This window comes from Acinetobacter sp. XS-4 (assembly GCF_023920705.1).
Classification (GTDB): Bacteria; Pseudomonadota; Gammaproteobacteria; order Pseudomonadales; family Moraxellaceae; genus Acinetobacter.
Genome location: NZ_CP094657.1, coordinates 3,704,005 through 3,727,167 on the forward strand (window position 1 = coordinate 3,704,005; position 23,163 = coordinate 3,727,167).

22 protein-coding genes are annotated in these 23,163 nt (G+C 39.1%); 13 read left to right on the top strand and 9 right to left on the bottom strand.

Annotated elements, in window-relative coordinates; all coding sequences use genetic code 11:
• Positions 1 to 64: 64 nt before the first annotated feature.
• From MMY79_RS17170 to truA, 4 genes are read left to right on the top strand one after another with little or no spacing between them, the layout of a single operon-like run.
• Positions 65 to 1,414: a hypothetical protein gene (locus tag MMY79_RS17170; RefSeq protein WP_252610497.1), complete on the top strand. Its 1,350-nt coding sequence runs from the start codon at positions 65 to 67 to the stop codon at positions 1,412 to 1,414.
• A 59-nt stretch (positions 1,415 to 1,473) separates the two neighbouring features.
• The gene (locus tag MMY79_RS17175) at positions 1,474 to 2,766 is read left to right on the top strand and encodes a hypothetical protein (protein WP_252610498.1); all 1,293 of its coding nucleotides are present in this window, start codon (positions 1,474 to 1,476) and stop codon (positions 2,764 to 2,766) included.
• 55 nt (positions 2,767 to 2,821) lie between these two features.
• Positions 2,822 to 3,793 (top strand): asparaginase, encoded by a 972-nt coding sequence (locus MMY79_RS17180; protein ID WP_252610500.1) that lies wholly within the window; start codon positions 2,822 to 2,824, stop codon positions 3,791 to 3,793.
• Positions 3,794 to 3,807: 14 nt separating this feature from the next.
• A complete protein-coding gene (gene truA / locus MMY79_RS17185; RefSeq protein WP_252610502.1) occupies positions 3,808 to 4,605 on the top strand; it encodes a tRNA pseudouridine(38-40) synthase TruA in 798 nt (265 codons plus the stop codon).
• 293 nt (positions 4,606 to 4,898) lie between these two features.
• On the opposite strand, the gene MMY79_RS17190 is transcribed toward truA, so the two are convergent.
• Positions 4,899 to 5,909: an AraC family transcriptional regulator gene (locus MMY79_RS17190; protein ID WP_023274328.1), complete on the bottom strand. Its 1,011-nt coding sequence runs from the start codon at positions 5,907 to 5,909 to the stop codon at positions 4,899 to 4,901.
• Between the two features lie 263 nt (positions 5,910 to 6,172).
• Here MMY79_RS17190 and infA point away from each other — a divergent pair, with 263 nt between their 5' ends.
• The gene (gene infA / locus MMY79_RS17195) at positions 6,173 to 6,394 is read left to right on the top strand and encodes a translation initiation factor IF-1 (protein ID WP_001284370.1); all 222 of its coding nucleotides are present in this window, start codon (positions 6,173 to 6,175) and stop codon (positions 6,392 to 6,394) included.
• 51 nt (positions 6,395 to 6,445) lie between these two features.
• Here infA and MMY79_RS17200 read toward each other — a convergent pair whose 3' ends face one another.
• Positions 6,446 to 6,817 carry a lysozyme inhibitor LprI family protein gene (locus MMY79_RS17200; RefSeq protein WP_049837938.1) on the bottom strand — a complete coding sequence of 124 codons (372 nt, stop codon included), beginning with the start codon at positions 6,815 to 6,817 and terminating at the stop codon, positions 6,446 to 6,448.
• 175 nt (positions 6,818 to 6,992) lie between these two features.
• Here MMY79_RS17200 and MMY79_RS17205 point away from each other — a divergent pair, with 175 nt between their 5' ends.
• A complete protein-coding gene (locus MMY79_RS17205) occupies positions 6,993 to 7,400 on the top strand; it encodes a hypothetical protein (RefSeq protein WP_252610504.1) in 408 nt (135 codons plus the stop codon).
• Between the two features lie 55 nt (positions 7,401 to 7,455).
• Here MMY79_RS17205 and leuB read toward each other — a convergent pair whose 3' ends face one another.
• The 4 genes from leuB to leuC all read right to left on the bottom strand — a co-directional run bounded on the left by leuB (position 7,456) and on the right by leuC (position 11,356).
• Positions 7,456 to 8,535 carry a 3-isopropylmalate dehydrogenase gene (gene leuB / locus MMY79_RS17210; protein ID WP_252610506.1) on the bottom strand — a complete coding sequence of 360 codons (1,080 nt, stop codon included), beginning with the start codon at positions 8,533 to 8,535 and terminating at the stop codon, positions 7,456 to 7,458.
• Positions 8,536 to 8,574: 39 nt separating this feature from the next.
• Positions 8,575 to 9,159, bottom strand: a complete 585-nt coding sequence (locus tag MMY79_RS17215) for a hypothetical protein (protein ID WP_005302052.1) — start codon at positions 9,157 to 9,159, stop codon at positions 8,575 to 8,577.
• Between the two features lie 112 nt (positions 9,160 to 9,271).
• A complete protein-coding gene (leuD, locus tag MMY79_RS17220; protein ID WP_252610509.1) occupies positions 9,272 to 9,919 on the bottom strand; it encodes a 3-isopropylmalate dehydratase small subunit in 648 nt (215 codons plus the stop codon).
• 18 nt (positions 9,920 to 9,937) lie between these two features.
• Positions 9,938 to 11,356, bottom strand: a complete 1,419-nt coding sequence (gene leuC / locus MMY79_RS17225) for a 3-isopropylmalate dehydratase large subunit (RefSeq protein ID WP_252610511.1) — start codon at positions 11,354 to 11,356, stop codon at positions 9,938 to 9,940.
• A gap of 237 nt (positions 11,357 to 11,593) precedes the next feature.
• On the opposite strand from leuC, the gene MMY79_RS17230 reads away from it, so the two are divergent.
• Positions 11,594 to 11,848 (top strand): DUF2061 domain-containing protein, encoded by a 255-nt coding sequence (locus MMY79_RS17230; protein WP_252610512.1) that lies wholly within the window; start codon positions 11,594 to 11,596, stop codon positions 11,846 to 11,848.
• Positions 11,849 to 11,963: 115 nt separating this feature from the next.
• The gene (locus tag MMY79_RS17235; protein ID WP_049837940.1) at positions 11,964 to 12,824 is read left to right on the top strand and encodes a LysR family transcriptional regulator; all 861 of its coding nucleotides are present in this window, start codon (positions 11,964 to 11,966) and stop codon (positions 12,822 to 12,824) included.
• Positions 12,825 to 12,829: 5 nt separating this feature from the next.
• Here the strand turns inward: MMY79_RS17235 and MMY79_RS17240 are convergent, their stop codons facing one another.
• Together MMY79_RS17240 and MMY79_RS17245 are read right to left on the bottom strand one after the other, a co-directional pair.
• Positions 12,830 to 13,066 (bottom strand): hypothetical protein, encoded by a 237-nt coding sequence (locus MMY79_RS17240; RefSeq protein ID WP_252610513.1) that lies wholly within the window; start codon positions 13,064 to 13,066, stop codon positions 12,830 to 12,832.
• 84 nt (positions 13,067 to 13,150) lie between these two features.
• Positions 13,151 to 13,810 carry an HAD family hydrolase gene (locus MMY79_RS17245; RefSeq protein ID WP_252610514.1) on the bottom strand — a complete coding sequence of 220 codons (660 nt, stop codon included), beginning with the start codon at positions 13,808 to 13,810 and terminating at the stop codon, positions 13,151 to 13,153.
• Between the two features lie 182 nt (positions 13,811 to 13,992).
• On the opposite strand from MMY79_RS17245, the gene MMY79_RS17250 reads away from it, so the two are divergent.
• The 3 genes from MMY79_RS17250 to katG all read left to right on the top strand — a co-directional run bounded on the left by MMY79_RS17250 (position 13,993) and on the right by katG (position 19,528).
• Positions 13,993 to 14,478 carry an RNA pyrophosphohydrolase gene (locus tag MMY79_RS17250; protein ID WP_004794866.1) on the top strand — a complete coding sequence of 162 codons (486 nt, stop codon included), beginning with the start codon at positions 13,993 to 13,995 and terminating at the stop codon, positions 14,476 to 14,478.
• 85 nt (positions 14,479 to 14,563) lie between these two features.
• Positions 14,564 to 16,858 carry a phosphoenolpyruvate--protein phosphotransferase gene (gene ptsP, locus MMY79_RS17255; protein WP_252610515.1) on the top strand — a complete coding sequence of 765 codons (2,295 nt, stop codon included), beginning with the start codon at positions 14,564 to 14,566 and terminating at the stop codon, positions 16,856 to 16,858.
• Positions 16,859 to 17,374: 516 nt separating this feature from the next.
• Entirely contained in the window at positions 17,375 to 19,528 is a 2,154-nt protein-coding gene (gene katG / locus MMY79_RS17260) for a catalase/peroxidase HPI (protein WP_252610516.1), read from the top strand.
• Positions 19,529 to 19,599: 71 nt separating this feature from the next.
• Here katG and MMY79_RS17265 read toward each other — a convergent pair whose 3' ends face one another.
• Positions 19,600 to 20,652 (bottom strand): MBL fold metallo-hydrolase, encoded by a 1,053-nt coding sequence (locus MMY79_RS17265; protein WP_252610517.1) that lies wholly within the window; start codon positions 20,650 to 20,652, stop codon positions 19,600 to 19,602.
• 658 nt (positions 20,653 to 21,310) lie between these two features.
• On the opposite strand from MMY79_RS17265, the gene hcaR reads away from it, so the two are divergent.
• Together hcaR and MMY79_RS17275 are read left to right on the top strand one after the other, a co-directional pair.
• A complete protein-coding gene (hcaR, locus tag MMY79_RS17270; RefSeq protein ID WP_252610518.1) occupies positions 21,311 to 22,216 on the top strand; it encodes a DNA-binding transcriptional regulator HcaR in 906 nt (301 codons plus the stop codon).
• 265 nt (positions 22,217 to 22,481) lie between these two features.
• Positions 22,482 to 23,159: a DUF1345 domain-containing protein gene (locus MMY79_RS17275; RefSeq protein ID WP_252610519.1), complete on the top strand. Its 678-nt coding sequence runs from the start codon at positions 22,482 to 22,484 to the stop codon at positions 23,157 to 23,159.
• The last annotated feature ends 4 nt before the right edge of the window (positions 23,160 to 23,163 follow it).

Below are 23,163 nucleotides of genomic sequence, written 5' to 3' on the forward strand. Positions count from 1 at the left end.
TTATTTACATTTCATTATTGTATAATTTTGAACGACTTTACGACTTATTAGGTCATGGATTGAGATGACTGTTTATAACAAATTAAAAATTGCCATTTTCACCATTATGTCTTCGCCTTCTCTTTATGCGATTACATTAGACCCTATACAAATTCAGTCGGCACCTGGGGATTTGTTATATGCAGAAATGAATTTCCAACAAGCTGACCCCAACGCTACATTACAAGTGAGTTTAGCGACTCCTGAAGATTTAAGCGCTTTGGGTGTAACTCATCAGCCTCCGGGAAATCTTAATTTTTATACACGCCAAAATGGTCAAGGTTCTGGGGTTATTGTGATTACCTCATCCCGACCTGTTAATGATCCTGAGCTCAATATTGTTGTAAAAATCAGTGAAGGTTCTGCAACGCGTTTGCAACATATTAAAACTGTAATTAAACCTTCTCCGATAAAAAAGACTGAAAATAATGAAAGCACTCTATCCCCTCAATTTGTTGTTAATGAGAAAGATATTGCATTAAATCTGCCAGAAAGCACCCAATATGTTTCATCAACTTCGGCCCCAACCGCAACAAACTCAAATAGTGAACAAAACCTTAATATCAGTTCTGGCTCTACACCAGCGGTAAATACGAATTCAACACCCTCACTTAGTGAAAACGCTTCAGCTCAGGCAACTCAACAAGTTGTAACAAGCACTGGGCCCAATCAGGCACCAACTAATCCTACTATCACTAAGTCAAATGCCCACACTTCGCCAAAAACAACAGTTAAAAATTTAGCAGGACAAAAGAAGCCTGTTCCATCCAAAAATCTCAGTCAAAATACTGCAAAGAAACAAACCCTAAGTCCATTTAAAGGACCAGTAACTTCAGGTAAATATGTAGTACAGCATAATGAGTCTTTATGGAGCATTGCTAATCGTATTGCAGCGAAAACCAAACAGCCTGTTGCAAAGGTCATGCATGATATCCAACAACAAAACCAACATGCTTTTATTCAAGGTGATGTAAACCGTTTACGTCAGGGAATTTCTCTAAAACTTAGTCATACTCCTGTCGCTAAAACTCAGCAAAATAAATCTAAAACAGAAATAACGCATACTGCAAAATCACCTTCTGGCCAAGCTAAATACCGCCTGCAACAAGCAGAAATGAGTATCGTGGCTGAAAACAGCCAAAATTCTACACATGGAAGTGCTAAAAAGAGCACACAACAAAGTCAAAACAATACTGAGTTAGCAGTAAAAGTTATGACAAAAAGAGAAAAAAACGTTACATTACAAAGGAATGTAACCAAACTAAATCAAACTTTACGGTTAAAAGACCAACGTATTCAACTTTTGAATGCTCGTTTGGCAGAGTTACAACAGCAGTTAAAAGCACAGCAACAAACTCACAAGCAAAAACATTAAGTTAAAACCAGAGTTAGCTCGCTTTATATTGCAAATATTTATTTTTTAAGGGGAAAGTAATGTTATATGTGATTCCATTCATCATATTACTCGTGGTCGCTGTTATTTTTAAAAAACGCGAGAATAGCCAGAAACAAGAGACCACCTCTCCTAAAACGGTAAATAAAAAAACCAATAAAAAAGCAAATTCTAAATCGAGTAAAAACTCGCGTGAAAAAAACAAAGTAAATATGGTAGAAGAAACTCTTCCACCTATTCCACAAAGCACTCCTGTTCCAGAAGCTGTACGTCAAAAAATCCAACAGCTCATTCAAGAAAAGCAATATTCAGCTGCTGAAGCTCAAGTCAATCAAGCGTTAAAAAAAGACAATACTCAGCATGCGCTTTATTTATTGTTACTTGAGGTTCATATTGCCCAGAAAGATGAATTTGCCATAACACAACTGATTAGCCATATTCGTAGCTTGGCACTCAATGAAATAGCAACTCAAGCAGAAACCAGACAAAAAGAATATGAGTCATCAAGACAACCTGATGCTATCGATTTTCCTCAAGCTCAAACATACGAAGAACCAAAAAATACACCAGACACTACAGCGCAGTTTGACCAGTTAGCAACAAGTTCTTCTGAAGCTTCTTTTGATGACTTGCAAAAAGATTATACACCTGTAAAACAAGAACCTGCTGTTGAAGTTAAACCTTTAGAATTTAACTTTTCATTCGAAAAAACTGCGGCTACAGAAAATACCAGCCAACCTGTACATGAACCAGAAGTATTAGCATCTCAGCAAGTACCAGAAATATCGTCATCTCAAGAAACAGATGAGCTAGCTGATTTAGAGTTTTCTTTTGACTTGGCCCCACTGCATGAAACTGAGGAAAAAACTCAAGTAGTAGAGGTAAAAGCAAATCAAGAAAATAGCCTCAATGCATTAGATTTTAACCTTGACTTAAATCCTTCAAGTTCAGAGACAAAATCTGTTGAACAAGCTCCATCACTAGATGAGCTTACACTCGTAGAACAAGCACCTTTAGAAGCAACTTCTATCGCCCCTCTTGAGTTTTCGTTAGATGAGCCTGCGTTAGTTACAGCACCAGAGATTGAAACTCAAAACCATATCGAGGCAGTAAATGAAGAGGCGACTCAAACTCAAATAGAGGATCCACTTCTAGACGCATTTCCAGAATTAAAACAGTTAGATGAAAATGAACTCGACTTACAACTTGCAGAGCAGTACATCAAGTTAGGGGCTTATCCAGCAGCACATGCCTTGTTGGCAAGTAATGAGCAAAAATTCAACATAGAGCAACAACAACGCGCGAAAAATCTACTAAATCGCATAGCTTCTTAGAGCTGATCGATTTACCATAAGCAGTCAAAGATGACTGCTTTTGTGCCTGAAAAAGATGAAAAAAATAGCCTTATTTTATATGGGTGGTACTTTTGGCTGTGTAGGTGAACCTTTAGCTCCTATGCCATATGACCAATTCTTGCCTCAACTTAAAAAAGTTATACCACCTCACTTAACGGTTGACTGTTTTGCTGCCCCAAATATTGTAGATAGCAGCGCTTGTACAGCGCCCGATTGGCTACGTCTTATTCAACGCATGCAACAGCTCCAGCTCGAAGGTTATCAGCACTTCGTCGTTATTCATGGTACAGATACTCTTAGTTATGCTTCTGCGACTCTAGCTCGTTTTCTAGGACAAAGTTGCCATGTGGTTATTACTGGCAGTCAATATCCTCTTCTTAATGTTCAAGGAGATGACACACGTGAGTTTACTGATGCAATTGATAATTTATATCTTGCATTAGAACAGGCGATTAAATTACCTGTAGGGACTTACCTTGCTTTTCATCATCAAGTATTTCATGCTCAAACTGTGTTAAAGACACATACGACTGAACTTGACGCTTTTTCCGGCCTTAAAGCTGAATCTGAATTTACCCCTCAGCAAAATGGGCTGATTGTGCAAGATGCACAAATCGAGCGTGCAGCATCTTTTCAAATTTTGAATTGGATGATGCAACCTATCGCAACCGCTCAACTCGTTCAACAATTACGAAACTTACTACCAGCCCCACCTCAATTTTTAGTATTGCAAGGTTTTGGCACTGGAAACATAGCCGTTAATCAAGAGCTACTCACAACATTAGATGATCTCTATACGTATGGCTGCGTTCCGATTCTTACAACTCAGGTGACGTTTGGTGGTATTGATCAACGTTATGCAATTAGTGCATGGGCCAAAACTGCAAAAATTGTCATTAGTGATGCACATAGTCATGCAGATCTCTATGCAAAAGCACTTAAAATCTATTTAAAATACTCAACCCCAGAACAGTGGCTCAGCCATTGGAACGAAAATTTGCATTAAATAGAGGTAAAGCTATGCAACGTTATGCAGTCGGTATTGAATTTAGCGGAGTTCAATATCGAGGTTGGCAAACACAACAGCCAGGCGTTGCCAGCGTACAAGAAACCATTGAACGTGTGCTTAGCAAAGTCGCAAATGAGACTATAGCGCTCCATGGTGCTGGTCGTACCGATGCAGGAGTACATGCGACAAATATGGTGGCACACTTCGACACGCACGCCATTCGTCCAGAAACGGGGTGGTTAAGAGGGGCAAATAGCCAGCTACCTAAAGATATTTCCATTCAGTGGATTAAGCTGATGGATGAAAGTTTTCATGCCCGATTTAAAGCGACTGCTCGACGTTACCGCTATATTATATATAACACGCCTCACCGCCCTGCACTCTTGTATAAACAGGTTACTCACGTTTACCAAAAGTTAGAAGTGAAAAAGATGATTGAAGCAGCAAGTAAATTTGAAGGCACTCATAACTTTGAAAGCTTCCGCGCAGCAGCCTGTCAATCAAATCAGCCTGTTCGACATGTAAAACATTGCCGTTTATTTGAACATGGGCGCTATTTGGTTTTAGATATTGAAGCAGATGGTTTTTTACACCATATGGTTCGCAATATTGTTGGATGTTTACTCGAAATTGGTCAAGGTATGTATGAAGTTGATCATATCGATACAATGTTTGCAGCACAAGATCGTAAGGCGGCAGGAGTAACAGCCCCACCCGACGGTCTTTATTTTATTCAGTGTAATTATCCTGAGCAGTTTGATTTGCCACAGCCGCCGCTTGGTCCACATTGGCTTAATTTACCAGATTAAAACATTTAAAACTCAGTATCCAAATTAAGTATTAAATAGGATACGCGACAAAGTCATACGCAACCTGAACAAGGTTAAAGTGTACTTTAACCGCAGTGCAAGACAAACGAAGTGCGTAGTTCGAGAATTTTTTCACCTTATGACACGGTAAGAATTATTACTCTTTACCGTGTCATAAGCTTTTGTTCTTGCAGAGCTTACGCTCTTCATCCCGAAAGAAAAGTAACTCTAGCTGAAGGCCAATCCAGTTATTAAAGCCTCTATGGCACGACTCCATCATGACATAGAATAAATTAACGGTGTTGTTTACGCTTACGATATTCAACTGGTGTCTCATTCGTCCAACGCTTAAATGCGCGGTAGAACGTACTTGGCTCAGAAAAACCTGTTAAATACACAATACGTTCAACACTCTCGTTAGTATTTGCCAAAAGTTTTTTAGCTAATCGACAGCGATAATCTGACAAGATTTGCTGAAAACTAGTATTGGCTTCACTTAGCTGAGTACGTAAGCGGCGTGGAGTAATATTCAACTGAGCTGCAACCGTTTCTAAGGTTGTTTCTCCGCTTTCTAACGTTGAACCAATTGCGCGACGAACTTCACCCACTAAATCATAACGAGCCAATTCCTGTAATTTTTCAATCGCAAGCTGCTCATGCAACTGCAATAACTCAGGCTCCGCTTGCCAAAGCTGAAAATCTAGAATAGCTGGATCAAAATATAAACGTGTCTCTTTTTGACCTAAACTGACCGGACAACCATATACTCGGAAATATTCATCCTCAGAAGCACCTTCGCTAAAATTAAAATCGATGAAGATGGGATGAAACTGCCCTTCGGTAATAAATTTAAAAAATCTAAGGATGCCCGAAATTGCACATTCAGAAAAATGTCGATTAACAAGATTATCAGCACCGATCTGTTCGCCATTGGTTAAATAACAACGTCCTTCCTCAATGACTAGTTTTGCATCAAAAGCATCACTAATGAGTCGCTGATAAGCCAAGGCCCGTTTTAGACCTTCACCAAAAGTTTCACTACTAATGAATAGATGTTCAATGACCTGACCACGGTACAAAGGCAAATGCTCGCCTAGATGCAAACCGATATCTGGATCTTTACTGACTTCCTGAGCAGCAGTCCAAAAGGCGTACTGTGCACTTAACGGTGTACGTGCATTGGTATCGACCTGATTTAAAGCAACTCCCGCTTTGGTTAATATTTCTTCTGTTGGCAAACCCGCACGACGAATCGCTTGATAGCCAAAGCGTAATACAACTGATGCATCTGTTAGCTGACCCACGCAGTGCCCTTCCATGTAGATACTTCATTGATATTTAGGGCTGTTGACCTTTACGCAATTAACAGTCCCTAATAACTATGATTTTAGATTAGCGTTGATTGACCAAACTGACAACAGAATTACACTTCTTTTGTGAAAAAAATTACATCTTTTTTTATTAGTCATACTTTAACCAGATGCTTGAGCAGAAGTATGTCTATCTTGTTTTTTTTAAATAAATTGACTATAATTTGCGCCTTTCCAATTTGATCATCAGGTAGGCTATGGCCAATAAAGAGGAACTCATTGAGTTCGAAGGCGTTGTCACCGAAACGCTTCCTAATACGATGTTCCGTGTACGTCTTGAAAACGGTCACGAAGTTATTGCACACATTTCTGGTAAAATGCGTAAACACTATATTCGTATTCTTACTGGCGACAGTGTAAAAGTCGAAATGACTCCATATGACCTCACTAAAGGTCGTATTACGTACCGTGCTCGCTAATTAGTGAATGCAAAAAAGCCACTTTATGATGTGGCTTTTTTATTGCGTTGTTTATTCACTTAAGCGACTGGTTTTACATCCTACCGTTTGGCATTCACGCAATCTTTCTTGCAGCCAATGGTTTCTTTCTTGCGTTGTCTGTAAACGACATTGCACGTCTACGCTATTCCTATTTGAATCTGTACAATCTGCATCACGTTGACGTATCCACGCGAGCTGAGACTTCTTAAGAATATTTTTCTGCGTGGTATTTAACTTAACTCGCAGTGCTTGATAGTTCTTATTCAGATCTGCATCAGCGCTCGCATAAATTTTATTTGTACAGTAAATATCATCGTAAGTATTTCGGGCACTATCACAGTTATCTGCATAGACCGCAGTCATTCCAAAGCTACATAAAAAAGCAAAAACTATTTTTCTCATACTTTTCTTCCTTAAGTTTTCTATGAAATTATTATTAAAACGGTTTGAATGTAATGATAAATCGTAAGACAAATTTACCTTCTATTTATCATAATCTTCCTTTTTTACTTTACAAGCATTCAAATCCAACCTATTGTTCTTTAATAATAAATATAATTTTTTTATTGAGATAAAAATGAATATAGATACCCGATGTCAAATTGGCCTACTTTGTTTAATCATAATGAATGTGAGCGGTTGTACTAGCCACCCCCGCCAATCTATAGATTTACAAGAATATTTAAAGGGTTTTCTAGGCAAATCATCGAACACCATTCAGCAAGATATCAATCTACGCAGTCTTGGTTTTCAAGTTGCAAATACTCCTCAAAAAACATCCAATCAACTCATCTATACGATTTTACGGCCATTAAACATTCCAATCCCGATGGTGACTAATGTCGACATGAGAGGTAATTCTGTCGCTATACAATCTGGAAATTTGAGCAGCAACTCTTACGATTTGAATTTCAACTGTAAAGTTATTTTTCAGCTTAAAAATGATATTGCCGAGTCTATTCAATATGAAGGCAAAGCCTGCTAAAACATAGGCACAAAAAAAACGCAGCGTTGAGCTGCGTTTTTTAGCGAAGTAAGTTTTAAGCAAGCACGGCTACAACTGCTTCACCCATCTCGGCTGTACCAACTTTTGTCATACCATCAGACATAATATCTGCTGTACGCAAGCCTTGATCAAGTACTTGACCTACAGCATCTTCAATTGCTTTTGCAGCAGCTTCTTCACGGAATGTATAGCGAAGCATCATTGCAACAGAAAGAATCGTTGCTAATGGGTTAGCCACATTTTGACCCGCGATGTCAGGTGCAGAACCATGACAAGGCTCATACATACCTTTGCCATTTTCATCTAACGATGCAGATGGCAACATACCGATTGAACCTGTAAGCATTGCTGCTTCATCAGATAAAATATCACCAAATAAGTTACCCGTTACGATCACGTCAAACTGTTTAGGCGCACGTACAAGCTGCATTGCAGCATTATCCACATACATATGTGAAAGCTGAATGTTTGAATAACTTGCTTGCTGTAAATCAGTAACTGTTTGCTTCCAAAGTTCTGTAACTTCTAAAACGTTCGCTTTATCGACCGAACAAACTTTACCACCACGTAAACCTGCAAGCTCAAAAGCAACTTTGGCAATGCGCTTAATTTCACTTTCAGAATAAACGTCCGTGTTATAGCCTTGTTTTTCACCATTTTCGAGTTCACGGATACCACGTGGCTGACCGAAATAAATGCCGCCAGTCAATTCACGAACAATTAAAATATCTAAGCCAGCAACAATTTCAGGTTTTAAGCTAGAAGCATCTGCCAATTGCGGGTATAAAATCGCTGGGCGCAAGTTAGCAAACAAGTTAAGTTCACTACGAATTTTTAAAAGACCACGTTCAGGACGAATAGAACGCTCAATTGCATCCCATTTTGGTCCGCCTACCGCACCTAATAAAATTGCATCAGCTTTTTTTGCTTGTTCACTCGTTACAGCTGGATACGGTTCACCATGCGCATCAATTGCAGCGCCGCCCAATAGGCCATGTTCCCAAGTCAACGATAAATTAAATTTTTCATTTACTGTATTTAATACTTTTTCTGCTGCCCCAACAATTTCAGGACCAATACCATCACCAGCTAAAATTAAAATCTGTTTAGACATGAACTTTTTCCATTTTTTCAAAAACAAGCAGCGTTATGATTACCGCGGTGTTAGTTTTTTCTGTTCAAGGAACTCGCCTAGTCCTGTTGTTACATCAAATGGTCGACAAAAACGGCGAATTACACGCCCATCCTGATCTAAATCGACACATAATGGATCTGGTACAGAAACATTGAGCAAACTACCTGAACGGTTAGATTTGTCTCGGTACATTTTAAATGTATAGCGATGGTTGGCATTAAACTGGTGAATCACATGGAATGTTTCTGCCCGATCTGGAGAAATCGGATAAAAACGGATCACCACTTCATATTGTTTAGCGGGCACAGATAAATATAAACTGTTGGTTTGACCAAGCACTGAACCATGCAACCGTACAATTCCTTGATGAATTGCCTGATTACTAATTCGTCGTGTTTGCGCATCCACTACAGTAATATCATTTAGTCGTTCAAATTCACAACTCTTCGCGCCCGAACAATATATTGCTGCATTCTGCCCCAAATTTTCTTGTTCAGCCTGCTTAATACGGACAGTATCCACTACATTGTACGTGCTCTGACAAGCACTGAGTGTTATTGCGCACAGGCTCAACAAAAAGCTATGAGTAACGTTCCTCTTCATTGTTCAAGCCCAATCCTCATCTAGTGCATAATTTTAAGGTGTTTTTATGCTTTAGCATGTTAGCAAGAGTTTGAACACTACGCCATGGCTATGTTTAAAATGTACCAAAAGGTTAATTTAACTCTTGGAATACCCAAGGACGAACTTGTTTAGTTTTTTCTTCATAAGCACGAATTGCATCGGCATTTTGAAGAGTTAAACCAATATCATCCAAGCCATTTAACAAGCAATGCTTGCGAAATGGGTCAACTTCAAATTTAAAAGCTTCACCTGTTGGAGTGCGAACTTCCTGAGCAGCTAAATCAATTGTTAATTGATATCCTTCATTAGCAGCACATTCTTTAAATAACTGATCAACAATTTCTTCTGACAAAATGACAGGTAACATGCCATTTTTGAAACAGTTATTAAAGAAAATATCAGCAAAGCTTGGCGCAATAACAGTACGGAAACCGTATTCATTTAATGCCCAAGGCGCATGCTCACGGCTTGAACCACAACCAAAGTTAGTACGAGCAATTAAAACATTTGCGTCTTGATAACGTGGTTGGTTCAAAACGAAATCCGGATTTTTTGGACGTACCGAGTTATCTTGTCCCGGATAGCCTTCATCTAAATAACGAAGTTCATCAAATAAGTTATCGCCAAAACCAGTACGTTTGATTGATTTCAAAAACTGTTTTGGAATAATTAAATCTGTATCAACATTGGCACGATCTAATGGTGCAACGATACCTTGTTCAACTGTATAAGCTTTCATGGTTTGCTCCAGACCGAATTAAAATGAACGAACATCAACAAAGTGACCTGCGATTGCAGCCGCTGCCGCCATTGCGGGGCTCACCAAGTGAGTGCGACCACCATTGCCTTGACGGCCTTCAAAGTTACGGTTAGACGTCGATGCGCAATGTTCACCCGGTTGTAATTTATCTGCATTCATTGCTAAACACATGGAACAACCTGGTTCACGCCATTCAAAACCAGCTTCCAAGAAGATTTTATCCAAGCCTTCTTTTTCTGCCTGTTGTTTCACCAAACCAGACCCTGGAACAATCATAGCTTGCTTAATGCTAGAGGCTACTTTACGACCCTTAACCACCTCAGCCGCAGCACGAATATCTTCAATACGAGAGTTAGTGCAAGAACCAATAAAGACACGGTCAAGTTGAATATCAGCTAATGCTTGACCTGCATTTAAGCCCATATATTGATAAGCACGCGTCCAGTCATTACGTTGAACGTCATCTTTTGCTTGTTCTAAAGTTGGTACAGCTTCTGTGACAGGAATAACCATTTCAGGTGAAGTTCCCCAAGACACTTGTGGCTCGATCTCTGCGCCATTTAATTCAACGACTGCATCAAAAACTGCATCTTCATCTGAATGCAAAGTGTCCCAGTAAACAACTGCTTGTTCCCATTGCTCACCTTTTGGTGCATAGCTACGGCCTTTCACGTAGTCAACAGTTTTGTCATCAACAGCAACCATACCAACACGAGCGCCAGCTTCAATCGCCATGTTACATACCGTCATACGTCCTTCAATCGACATATCACGGAAAACTTGACCACCGAACTCGATTGCATAGCCTGTACCACCAGCAGTACCAATTTTAGCAATGATTGCCAACACAACATCTTTTGGTGTTACGCCTTTGCCTAATACGCCATCTACACGCACTAACATGTTTTTAGATTTTTTCTGGATCAAACATTGTGTTGCTAACACATGTTCAACTTCAGATGTTCCAATACCATGTGCCAAGCAACCGAAAGCACCGTGAGTAGCTGTATGTGAATCACCACATACAACAGTCATGCCCGGCAAAGTTAAGCCCTGTTCAGGCCCAACTACGTGCACGATCCCCTGACGGATATCATTAATGCTGAATTCAACAATATTAAAGGCTTTACAGTTGTCATCTAAGGTTTGAACTTGAATACGAGACGTATCATCTTCAATACCTGCAATGCCTTGGTCACGTTCTTTTTTAGACGTTGGAACGTTATGGTCCGGTGTAGCAACGTTTGCACTTAAACGCCATGGTTGACGACCTGCAAGTTGCAAACCTTCAAATGCTTGTGGACTAGTCACTTCATGCAATAAATGACGGTCAATATAAAGTAAACATGAGCCATCATCACGCTGTGAAACAACGTGGTCATCCCACAATTTGTCATATAAAGTTTTGCCTGCCATGTCGTCTTGCTCCATTGGACTGGGTAATTCTAATCTTTCTTCGATTATAGCCAGAGTTTCACATAAATCTAATTTATCATTTTTATAAATTAGAAAACTTTTTGGAATAAATTATAATTCCTTTGAGATACCTCAAATTCAATAAATCGCTTTTGTTAATGATTATCATTTGCATAATCAATTTTTAATCTTATACTCTCATCTCTATACTAAAAATATCTAAAGTGGCTAAAGAGAATGATCATGGCTAATATTCAAAAATTTGTTGTAAATAATCAACGCACATTAAAGAAAACCTTCAGCTATTACATTATGCATATTAGCGTAGCAATGATAGTTGCATACTTTGTAACAGGTAATATCTGGATGGCTTTAACCCTAAGCATGCTCGAACCAACCGTACAAGCATTTGCTTTTTTCTTCCATGAAAAAGTATGGGCAGCTAAAGATCGCCGCATATCTGCCTTAGCAGAAGAAGAAACAACAGCTTAGGCTAAGATTAGTGCGGTAATTCACAACTTTCTCACTGGTTTTGCTGCAAGCATGATACGATTTTGGCTCGGCAACTTTAGCCCCTCGATTTTTCTATTCCAAGTTGAGTTGTATTATGAATCTTGCAGCCTTTGAAGCTTTTGTAAAAGTTATGGAAACAGGGTCTATCTCTGTGGCAGCAGATCAATTATTTATTACTCAACCTGCTGTTACCAAACGAATTCACAGTCTAGAAGAGTATTTTGGTGTAAAACTATTTGAGTCCGCAGGCCGAGGTGTACAGGCAACTCATGCTGCACATTCATTATTACCAAAAGTTAAAAACTGGTTAAATGAGCTGGGTGATATTCACCATACGCTTAGCCATGAACAAACTCAGGTGCAGGGCCGTTTAAAAGTCGGTACGAGTCACCATATTGGTTTACATCATTTACCTTCTCCACTTAAACATTTTGTTCAGCAATTTCCTCAAGTCACTTTAGATGTGCATTTTGTTGATTCAGAGCAAGCCCATGAACAAGTACTTGCTGGTGATTTAGAGTTAGCATTTTTAACGCTTCCCCCTTCAGGCGATGAGCGTCTTAACTACATTACAATCTGGAATGATCCGTTAGTGTTTGTTGCTGCTCCATTTCACCCACTTGCACAAAAAGAGCATCTGACCTTACAAGATTTAATTGAATATCCAAGCTTATTACCCGCGGCACAAACCTACACTGCTCAAATCACTTTAGCCGAATTTGAAAAGCAAGGACTGAAACCAAAAATCACCATGAGTAATAACCCTCTTGAGTCAATTCGCATGTTGGTGTCTATTGGTTTAGGTTGGTCAGTTTTACCAAAAACTCTGCTAAACCAAGATATGCAGCAACTTGATTTAGATGTCGAAATGAATCGTCAATTAGGCATGGTGTGGCATCCTGCACGTACTCAATCTAGAGCTATGCAAGAATTGATTAAAATGATGCAGGAATAATTGAATTAACGACTATATTTTTTAAAAAAGATATAAATTAAAACAGCGAAAGGTAGTAGTAAAAACAGAACGCCCCAACTGAAACATATAGCAGCGAAAATAATTCCGCCAAATGCACTCACAAACAGTAAAGCAATAATATAAATTAATAGTTCGCCCAAAAGAACGGTGAGTAGCTGATCTATTAACTCATGAAAAAAACCATAGCCTCGTTTAATTTTAATACGGTTATTTTTAGTCATTATTGTTCTTTTCATAGTTTTAGTTTAACTAAAGGATGCCACCAATTTTGAACTGGCATCCTATTAGATTTACGATGGCTCAAATTATGATGAGCTTAGTGACCAGTCCTGAATATCCCAATTATTTTCTTGAGCCAATTTTTCAAGGCGATCATCAGGATTTACTGCAATCGCATGCGTTGCATATTCAAGTAAAAAGCGATCGTTGATTGAATCTGAATAAGCCCAAGACTCAGACACGCTACGACCTTCCAACCAACCATCTAGACGTGCAAGTTTGCCTTTTTGGTAACATGCCAAACCAGCAACTTTACCCGTATATTTTCCATCAGCAACTTCAGCATTGGTTGCCAAAATTTCTGTAATTCCAAATTCACGGAAAATCGGCGCAGTAATAAAATCACTTGTTGCCGTAATACCCACAATCGTATGTCCTAAGTCCTGATGTTTTTTGATTGCATCAAAACCTTTAGGACGCATTTGTGGGCGAATCACTTTTTGCATAAACAACTGGTGAAGTTCAGTTAAGTAATTATTGTCGTGCTTTGTTAAAAATCCAAAGACAAATTCGTTATAAGCATATGGGTCAAGTTGCCCTGCTTTGTAATCTTCATAAAATTTATCATTCATCTGACGATGATGAACCGGATCAACCAAACCTTCATTGACTAAAAATTCACCCCACGAGTGGTCTGAATCGGTATTTAACAAGGTATGGTCTAAATCAAACAACGCCAGTTTCATGAAAATTCTCGTTTAAACTGAAATTTAAGAAAAAAAATGTAAATCTATCTCCGCTAGTCGATAGAAATTCGTTAAGATCGTAGCAATTTAAACATTTTACTTTGATCTTTTCGAGCTGGACATAAAAAAGTGTTTGTCCCCGCGATTAAAGTCAACGATATAGACAATATTTAGGTAGCCAAATGATCGATTCAGAAGGTTTCCGACCGAATGTCGGGATCATTTTGGCAAACGATGATGGACAGGTTTTATGGGCAAAGCGCATTGGTCACAATGCTTGGCAATTTCCACAAGGAGGCATTCAGTTTGGAGAAACTCCTGAACAGGCACTTTTTCGAGAACTGAGAGAAGAAATCGGCTTATTGCCCGAACATGTCCAGATCATTGCGCAAACCAAAGGATGGCTGCGTTATCGTTTGCCACATCGGTACATTCGGTCAGACTCTGACCCCGTATGTATCGGACAGAAACAAAAATGGTTTTTACTGAAATTAACTGCGCATGCAAAAAATATTCAGTTAAACCTCTCCGACCCGCCCGAATTCGATGAATGGCAGTGGGTTAGCTATTGGTATCCCCTTGGACAAGTGGTGAACTTCAAGCGTGATGTTTATCGCAAAGCCATGGTGGAGTTGTGTACACAGTTGCCGATGCAACAATTACCCTAAAAATCATTTATCTAGCAAATGATTTTTATTAAAAGTGCTGTTATAAATACATTCATAGTCTAAAAAAATACTGGAGTATACATCCATGTCAAACATGCAACTCGACACTTTACGGCGCATTGTCCAAGAGGTTAATGCGTCCGTCAGTTTGCATGAATCATTAGACACCATGGTCAATCAGGTTGCTGAAGCCATGAAAGTGGATGTTTGCTCTATTTATTTACTCGATGAACGCAATCAGCGCTATGTATTGATGGCCTCTAAAGGCTTAAACCCAGAATCTGTAGGTCATGTTTCGCTGCAACTCGGTGAAGGCTTAGTCGGTCTGGTCGGGCAGCGTGAAGAAATTGTTAACCTTGACAATGCACCAAAACATGAGCGTTTCATGTATTTACCTGAAACAGGTGAAGAAATTTACAACTCATTCCTTGGCGTACCTGTCATGTATCGTCGTAAGGTTATGGGTGTTTTGGTTGTACAAAACAAACTTCCTCAAGATTTTAGTGAAGCTGCGGAGTCATTTTTAGTTACTCTGTGTGCTCAGCTTTCTGGTGTTATTGCCCACGCTCACGCAGTTGGAAATATTGACGTATTTCGTAAACCAAGCAATGGCCCTGCCTATAAAACCTTTCAAGGTGCTTCAGGTGCGGGCGGTGTTGCTTTAGGTCGCGCTATTATTTTATATCCACCTGCCGATTTAGCTTCAGTACCTGACCGCGAAGCGGAAGATATTAGTCATGAACTTCGACTTCTAGATCAAGCCATTTCATCAGTTCGTTTAGAGATTCGTTCTTTAGATGAAAAAATGCATGATTCTTTAATGGCTGAAGAACGCGCTTTATTTAGTGTTTTCTTAAGAATGCTAGATGAAAATGCATTGCCAGCCGAAATTAAGGAACTTATTCGTGACGGGCATTGGGCACAAGGTGCAGTACGCCGCGTAATAGAAAAGCACTCGGCCCTATTTGCGCAAATGGAAGATGACTATCTTCGTGAGCGAGTTTCTGATCTTAAAGATTTAGGCCGACGTATTTTAGCCTTTTTGCAAGAAGAAGACTCTAGCCACCGTGAGCTGAGCCCAGACAGTATTTTAATTGGTGAAGAAATCAGTACTGCGGCACTCGTAGAGCTGCCGGTAGACAATATTGCAGCAATTGTAACTTCAGAAGGTGCAGCCAACTCACATATGGTGATTGTGGCCCGTGCATTAGGTATTCCAACCGTAGTTGGTGTAACCGAACTGCCTGTTAATACACTTGATGATGCAGAAATGATTGTGGATGCTTATCAAGGCCGCGTTTTTGTCAATCCTCCACGTCGTTTACGCCAACGTTATAAAGAAATTCAAAAAGAAGATGAACAAATCGCAAAAGATCTCAAACAATACGAGACCAAAGAAGCAATTACGCCAGATGGGGTGTCTGTTCAGCTTTATGTGAACACGGGCCTCATGATTGATGTCGTCCGCGGAGTACAACGTGGCGCGCAAGGTGTTGGTCTATATCGAAGTGAAATTCCATTCATGTTACGGGAACGTTTCCCTGGTGAAGAAGAACAACGTGCAATCTATCGTCAACAGTTAAGCCACTTCGCCAATAAACCTGTGGTAATGCGGACTCTGGATATTGGTGCCGATAAAGACTTGCCTTACTTCAGTATTGAAGAAGAAAACTCGGCATTAGGATGGCGTGGTATTCGTTTCACACTCGATCATCCAGAGATTTTTTCATCTCAAATTCGCGCCATGCTTAAAGCCAGTATTGGTTTAAATAATTTGCATATTTTATTGCCAATGGTGACTACAGTAAGTGAAGTCGAAGAAGTACTTTATTTACTTGAGCGTGACTGGATTGCGGTGCAAGAAGAAGAGCAAGTTAAAATTACCAAGCCTAAAATTGGAATTATGGTTGAGGTGCCAAGCGTATTGCTACAAATTGATGAGTTTGCTGAACTCGTCGATTTCTTCTCTGTAGGTTCAAACGACTTAACCCAATATTTACTTGCGGTTGATCGTAATAATCCACATGTGGCAAACGTTTACTCGCATTTCCACCCTTCTATTTTACGTGCTTTAACTCGCCTGGTTAAAGAATGCCATGATCACAAAAAACCAATCAGTATTTGTGGTGAAATGGCCGGTGATCCATTATCGGCAATTTTACTCATGGCGATGGGCTTTAATACGCTTTCGATGAGTTCGAGTAACATTTTGCGAGTACGAAAAGCAATTTGTCATGTACCTATGACAGACGCACAAAAATTACTTGATGATGTTATGAAAATGAATAATCCGCTCATTGTGAAAAGCTGGCTTGAGTATTATTTTAAAACTCACGGCCTAGCCGACATGGTCAAATCAAATCGAATCGTAAATGTTTAATATTTAAAAAAAGGAGAGCAATGCTCTCCTTTTTCTTTCAAATACCTTAATAAAACTAAATATAAATTTCTTTTCACTCTTACATATACCTTACTTTTTTAAACCAAACCTTAATCGGTTTTTTAAATTAATACTGATAATTTAATCCATTTGAAAAATAAAACTTCTACTTCTACTATAGTTAAAGAGCGTTATTAAAAGATCTTAAGTTGTTCCAGCAATTGAAGAGGTAATTCTATGCATCGTTATTTACAAGTTTCATCTTATTTTTCCTCTTGTTTTTTAACCTTCATACAGTAAATTGGAGGAATAACAATTAAAGGAATCTGATGCATTATTAAATAAAAAATAATGAGGCGACATCTGAGTGAAAAGAATTTTTAAACGGTTTCTCTCATCATTTGCTCACCCATTTCTTTATTTGATAAACATGAGTTTTTAAACCAGAAGTCCAGGAAAATGAGCCCTACTACTTTATCAAGAGCTCAATAATTATTACCCAGAGAGAATATAACCATGTCAGACGAATCAAAATGCCCTTTTTCAGGTCATACAAAACCGCAAGTAACGATCGGTGGTGGTACGCCTAGTTTACATTGGTGGCCAAAACAACTACGCGTTGACTTGCTGAATCAACATTCAGAACGTTCTAATCCACTCGGTAAAGATTTTAATTATCGTCAAGAATTTCAAAAACTCGACTACTACACACTCAAAGCTGATATCAAAAATGTATTAACCGATTCTCAAGATTGGTGGCCAGCCGATTGGGGAAATTATACAGGCTTATTTATTCGTTTAGCATGGCATGCTGCCGGCACATATCGTATGGGCGATGGTCGTGGTGGTGCTGGTCGCGGTCAGCAACGTTTTGCACCATTAAATAGTTGGCCTGACAATGCGAGCTTAGATAAAGCACGCCGCCTGCTGTGGCCCGTTAAACAAAAATATGGTCAAAAAATATCGTGGGCAGATTTATTTATTCTTGCCGGTAATATTGCGCTTGAGTCTTCTGGCTTCCGTACCTTTGGTTTTGGTGCAGGTCGTGAAGATGTGTGGGAACCAGACAACGATGTAAACTGGGGCGATGAAAAAGAATGGTTAGCTCACCGAAACTCTGAAGCATTGGAAGGCAGCAATCTCGCTGCAACCGAAATGGGTCTAATTTATGTAAATCCTGAAGGCCCACAAGCCAGTGGTGATCCAAAATCGGCTGCACCGTTTATTCGTGCGACTTTTGGCAACATGGCAATGGATGACGAAGAAATTGTTGCATTGATTGCAGGTGGTCATACTTTAGGTAAAACCCACGGTGCTGCCTCTGCTGACCATGTTCAGGCTGATCCTGAAGGCGGGCCAATTGAACAGATGGGCTTGGGTTGGTCAAATAGCTTTGGTACAGGTGTTGGTAAAGACGCAATCACTTCTGGCTTAGAAGTCATTTGGTCACAAACGCCAACACAATGGAGCAATTACTTCTTTGAAAACTTATTCAAATACGAGTGGGTACAAGAACGTTCACCTGCTGGTGCAATTCAATGGGTAGCAGCCGATGCCGAGGCGATCATCCCAGATCCATTCGATCCATCAATTAAACGTAAACCAACAATGCTTACTACAGATTTGACCTTACGTTTTGATCCTGAGTTTGAAAAAATCTCTCGTCGCTTCCATAACGACCCACAAGCCTTTGCCAATGCTTTTGCCCGTGCATGGTTCAAATTAACTCACCGCGATATGGGTCCAAAAGCACGTTATTTAGGTCCTGAAGTTCCAGCTGAAGATTTAATTTGGCAAGATCCATTACCTGTTGCTAGTGTTGTACCATCAGCTACCAGCATTGCTGATGCAAAAGCAAAAATTGTTGCGCTAGGGCTATCGGCTGGCGAGTTGGTTTCTCTGGGTTGGGCTTCAGCGTCAACTTTCCGTGGTGGAGACAAGCGTGGTGGAGCAAACGGCGCACGTATTGCTTTATCTCCACAACGTGATTGGGAGGTAAACCAAAAAGCAGTTACGACTTTAAGTAAAATTGAAGAAATTAAAGCCTCAACTCAACTGTCATTAGCTGATCTAATTGTGCTAGCAGGTAACATTGGTGTAGAGCAAGCTGCTCAAGCGGCAGGTTTCAACATTAGCGTTCCATTTGCCTCTGGTCGTGTTGATGCATTACAAAGTCAAACTGATGTCGAATCGTTCCAATTGCTCCTCGGCCTTGCTGATGGTTTTAGAAACTGGAAAAAAGACGGAGTCAGCGCAGCAACTGAAGCATTATTAATTGATAAAGCACAACAACTGACTTTGACTGCACCTGAGTTAACCGCATTGATTGGTGGTCTACGCGTACTGGGAACTAACTGGGATGGTTCGCAACACGGCGTATTCTCTCAGCAGGTTGGTGTCCTCAGCACAGACTTCTTTACGAACTTACTCGACATGTCTACTGTATGGGCACCTGTTGATTCAACAAGCGAAGTATTTGAAGGCAAAGACCGCAAAACAGGCACCGTAAAATTTACTGCAACACGCAATGATTTAGTGTTCGGTTCAAACTCAATATTGCGTGCACTAGTAGAGGTTTATGCTCAAGCAGATGGTAAAGAAAAATTTGTTCAAGACTTTGTAGCGGCATGGACTAAAGTCATGAACCTAGATCGTTTTGACTTAGCTTAATTTAAGTCAAAATCATAAAAGCCAGTTCAAATTGAACTGGCTTTTTTTCTTAAATATAAAGTGATGTACTTTTACACAGTCAATTTATGTCCTTCTCGAATGCAATAAAAAGGATTCGCAAGTTTCGATGAAGCTTTAATCGCCTGTCCCAATGCATGTTCAGGATCTTCTCGGTCTTCGTCGGTCAACTGGAAAGTTCGATAATGAATCGCAAGAGAACGATGAGCTTGTAAATCTAAATGCGCATGCACAGCATCTTGAGGGTTCATATGAACATAACTCATTAACTTGCGAGGTTCATAAGCTCCGATTGGAAGCAATGCAACACGTGGTGCGCCATAACGCGTATGGATTTGCTTAAAATGCCCCGCATAACCCGTATCACCAGCAAAAAAACAATGGCCTGTTTTAGCTACAACCGAAAAGCCGCCCCAGAGCGCTTTATTCTGGTCGCGTAGACCGCGACCGGAGCCATGCTGTGCAGGTGTATAGATTATTCTTAATTCGTGATATGGAATTTCTTGCCACCAATCCATCTCGATCACATGAAACTCTTTGGGTAAATAAAAGCCATTCCCGAGTCCAGTGTAAATCGGCATTGCAAATTTCTTATGCAGCCACTCAAGCGTAGCCAAATCCATGTGATCATAATGATTATGGCTGAGTAGAACACCATGAATCGTCGGCAATTGTTCTAATGCAAAACCTGCTGGACACACACGGCGAGGTCCACGACCCTGTGAAGGGCTTGCATAATCACACCATACAGGATCGGTAATAAAGTTATAAGGCCCGATCTGAATCAATACCGTTGCATGCCCAACAAACCAAACTTGCCAATCATCTAAATCCGCCTGAGGACGATTTTGGGGCAATGCCACAGCTGTATTTACACGGGTATCGTATTCATTTTGAATATCAACGTTCCATGTAAAAGACTCACGCGTAACTAACCAACGTAATAGCTCTTTTGAGCCTCTAGCCGGCGATTTAGGCTGTTGGTTATAAAAACGTGTATCAGATTCACGCCCTGACTCGGGATGATAAAAAGGAGGTTTTATCCATGTATGCGTCCAACAGGACTGAGTCGGCAATTGATATGTTAATGTCGGCTTGTCTTTCATGGGCTTTTCTATGTTTTAGCATCGGCAGAATGGATGTGTTCAGGTTTCTATCTTAACAATTAAAACAAATTAAGCTATGGCACTTACACTTATTTATCATATAAATATCCCTTTTATTGTAGTCGTAGCCAACATAAGTTGAATTAGATTGCCATAAAAAATACATAGATGTGTTGGGTTTATGCGTCGATAATTACCATTCTTATTAAGAGCACTTGCATAACATAACAATCATTAGTCACGTGAAATGGCCAGAGAGTTACTCAATGTTGCCTTGGGAGGTCTTACTTTTCTAACTAAAAATATTTTGACAGCTTACTAGAACAAAATTTTTAGTAACACTTACAGCTGATTCATTCTGACAGAATTTATATTTTATAATATTAATGTACTCTTCTTCATTTTTGCATAATATGAGAATCTCCAACATTAATATTTAAAACATTTAAATATTTCTTTGATTAAGTAAAAATAATGTATTTAATCTCTAATAATTAATATATTTTATGAATTACTAGAACTTATATTTATATATTAAATGTTTAATGAAAATTAAAATTCCATTTATTTTATAAATACCTAAAGTACCTTCACGCTATATCCCTTTATGCTTTATACTTCACACAAATCATAGTAAGACATTTTTTGGATTAGTCTTATGGAACTACGCCATCTCCGATATTTCATTACCGTTGCTGAAGAATTAAATTTTAGTAAAGCCGCTCTTAAACTTTTTACAGCACAACCCTCCCTTAGCCAACAGATTAAAGATTTAGAAGAAGATGTTGGAGTACGACTTTTAAATCGCACTAAACGTAAAGTTGAGTTAACCGAAGAAGGTGTCGTCTTTTTAGAACATGCTCGTCTCACCCTTGCTCAAGCTGAAAAAGCAGTTGCTCTGGCACGACAGGTTTCTAAGGCTAAGCAGCAACTGTTACGTATTGGTTTTGTCCCCATTGCAGAAATGAAAATTTTCCCTTACGTTCTTCCTAATCTGCGATTACAGCACCCCGATCTCATCATTGAACTATCTAACCTAAACAATACTGAACAACTTAAATCCTTAAAAAAAGGTGAGTTAGACATTACCTTTACTCGAGAAAATACAGATACCGATGAGATCCAAAGCCAATTTGTTTTGACTGAACCTCTGATTTTTTTACTCCCAAAGAATCATCCACTTACTCAGTATGACCGAATTCCTGTCCATGCCTTACAAGGTGTTGACTTTATTATCCCTGCTGCCGAGCAGTCACAAACATTACATAACACTATTTTAGACTTTGCCAAAACTCACAATATTGACCTGAATATTGTCCAAAAAGCAGATAGCATGTTATTTAATATTAACTCTATTGGCTCTGGATTAGGTTGTACAATTTTACCTGCCTACGTTGCACCTTTAGGAATCAAAAATACAGTAGTTCGCCCGCTCGATATCGAGTTACCAACATTGGATTTATTCGTAAATTACCGTAAAAACTCACAGTCTTTAGGCGTCCAAAAATTCATTGACCAACTCACTAAAGTATTTCATCTGGATAAAAACTTAAATCACACTTAATCAAGAAAGCTATATTTTATTTTAAAGCTATGATTAATAAGAACACCTTTGTAAAAGGTATGAGTAAATAATATTTTTTATTTACTTTATACTTTTTATAAACAGTTTAGCCTGTACTTTGTTCTATTTTATCTAATCGGCAAAAGAAAATATCTCTTAAATACAATTTAAAATCTCGGAATAAAAACCATATAAAACTGGATATTATTTTAACCATTTAATAAAAAATAATATATTTTCTAGCTAGTAAAAGGAGATTAGGAAAATGGTTGCAGTATTTCAACATCTTGGACGTAGTGTACTAAACCGCCCTCATTTCTTTATTGCTTTATTCATGGGATTTATTACAGCAACTATTCTGACATGGTTAACCTCATGGAAATGGTCAACTGTTTTATTAGTCAGCTGGAATACTTCCATTAGTATATATTTACTACATGTTTGGCAGCTCATGAAAAGTGCTGATCATTCACAAATGCAGCAGCAAGCCCAAAAACAAGACGAAAGCAAATGGGTCATTATGCTGATTGTTTTATTGGCTCTAACCATGTGCCTAGTTGCTATTTTAATACAGCTCTCACAGCTTCCTTCTGAGCATTCTGCAAAGTTAGGACACGTCGCTTTAGCTTTACTCACCATTGTTTCTGCATGGCTTTTTATGCATACCGTTTTTGCTCTACATTATGCTCATGATTTTTACATGGCTTTATCTAGAAATGAAGAAAACGGTGGTTTAGATTTCCCAGGAACAAAACAGCCCACCTACCCTGATTTTCTATATTTTAGTTATATCATTGGGACTTCTGCTCAAACTGCCGATGTTTCGATAACCACCAAACATATGCGTCTTTTAAACTTATTTCACGCAGTGTTATCTTTTGGGTTTAATACCACCATTTTAGCGATCTGTATTAACGTTGCTGCTGGCTTTATTACTAACTAAAACT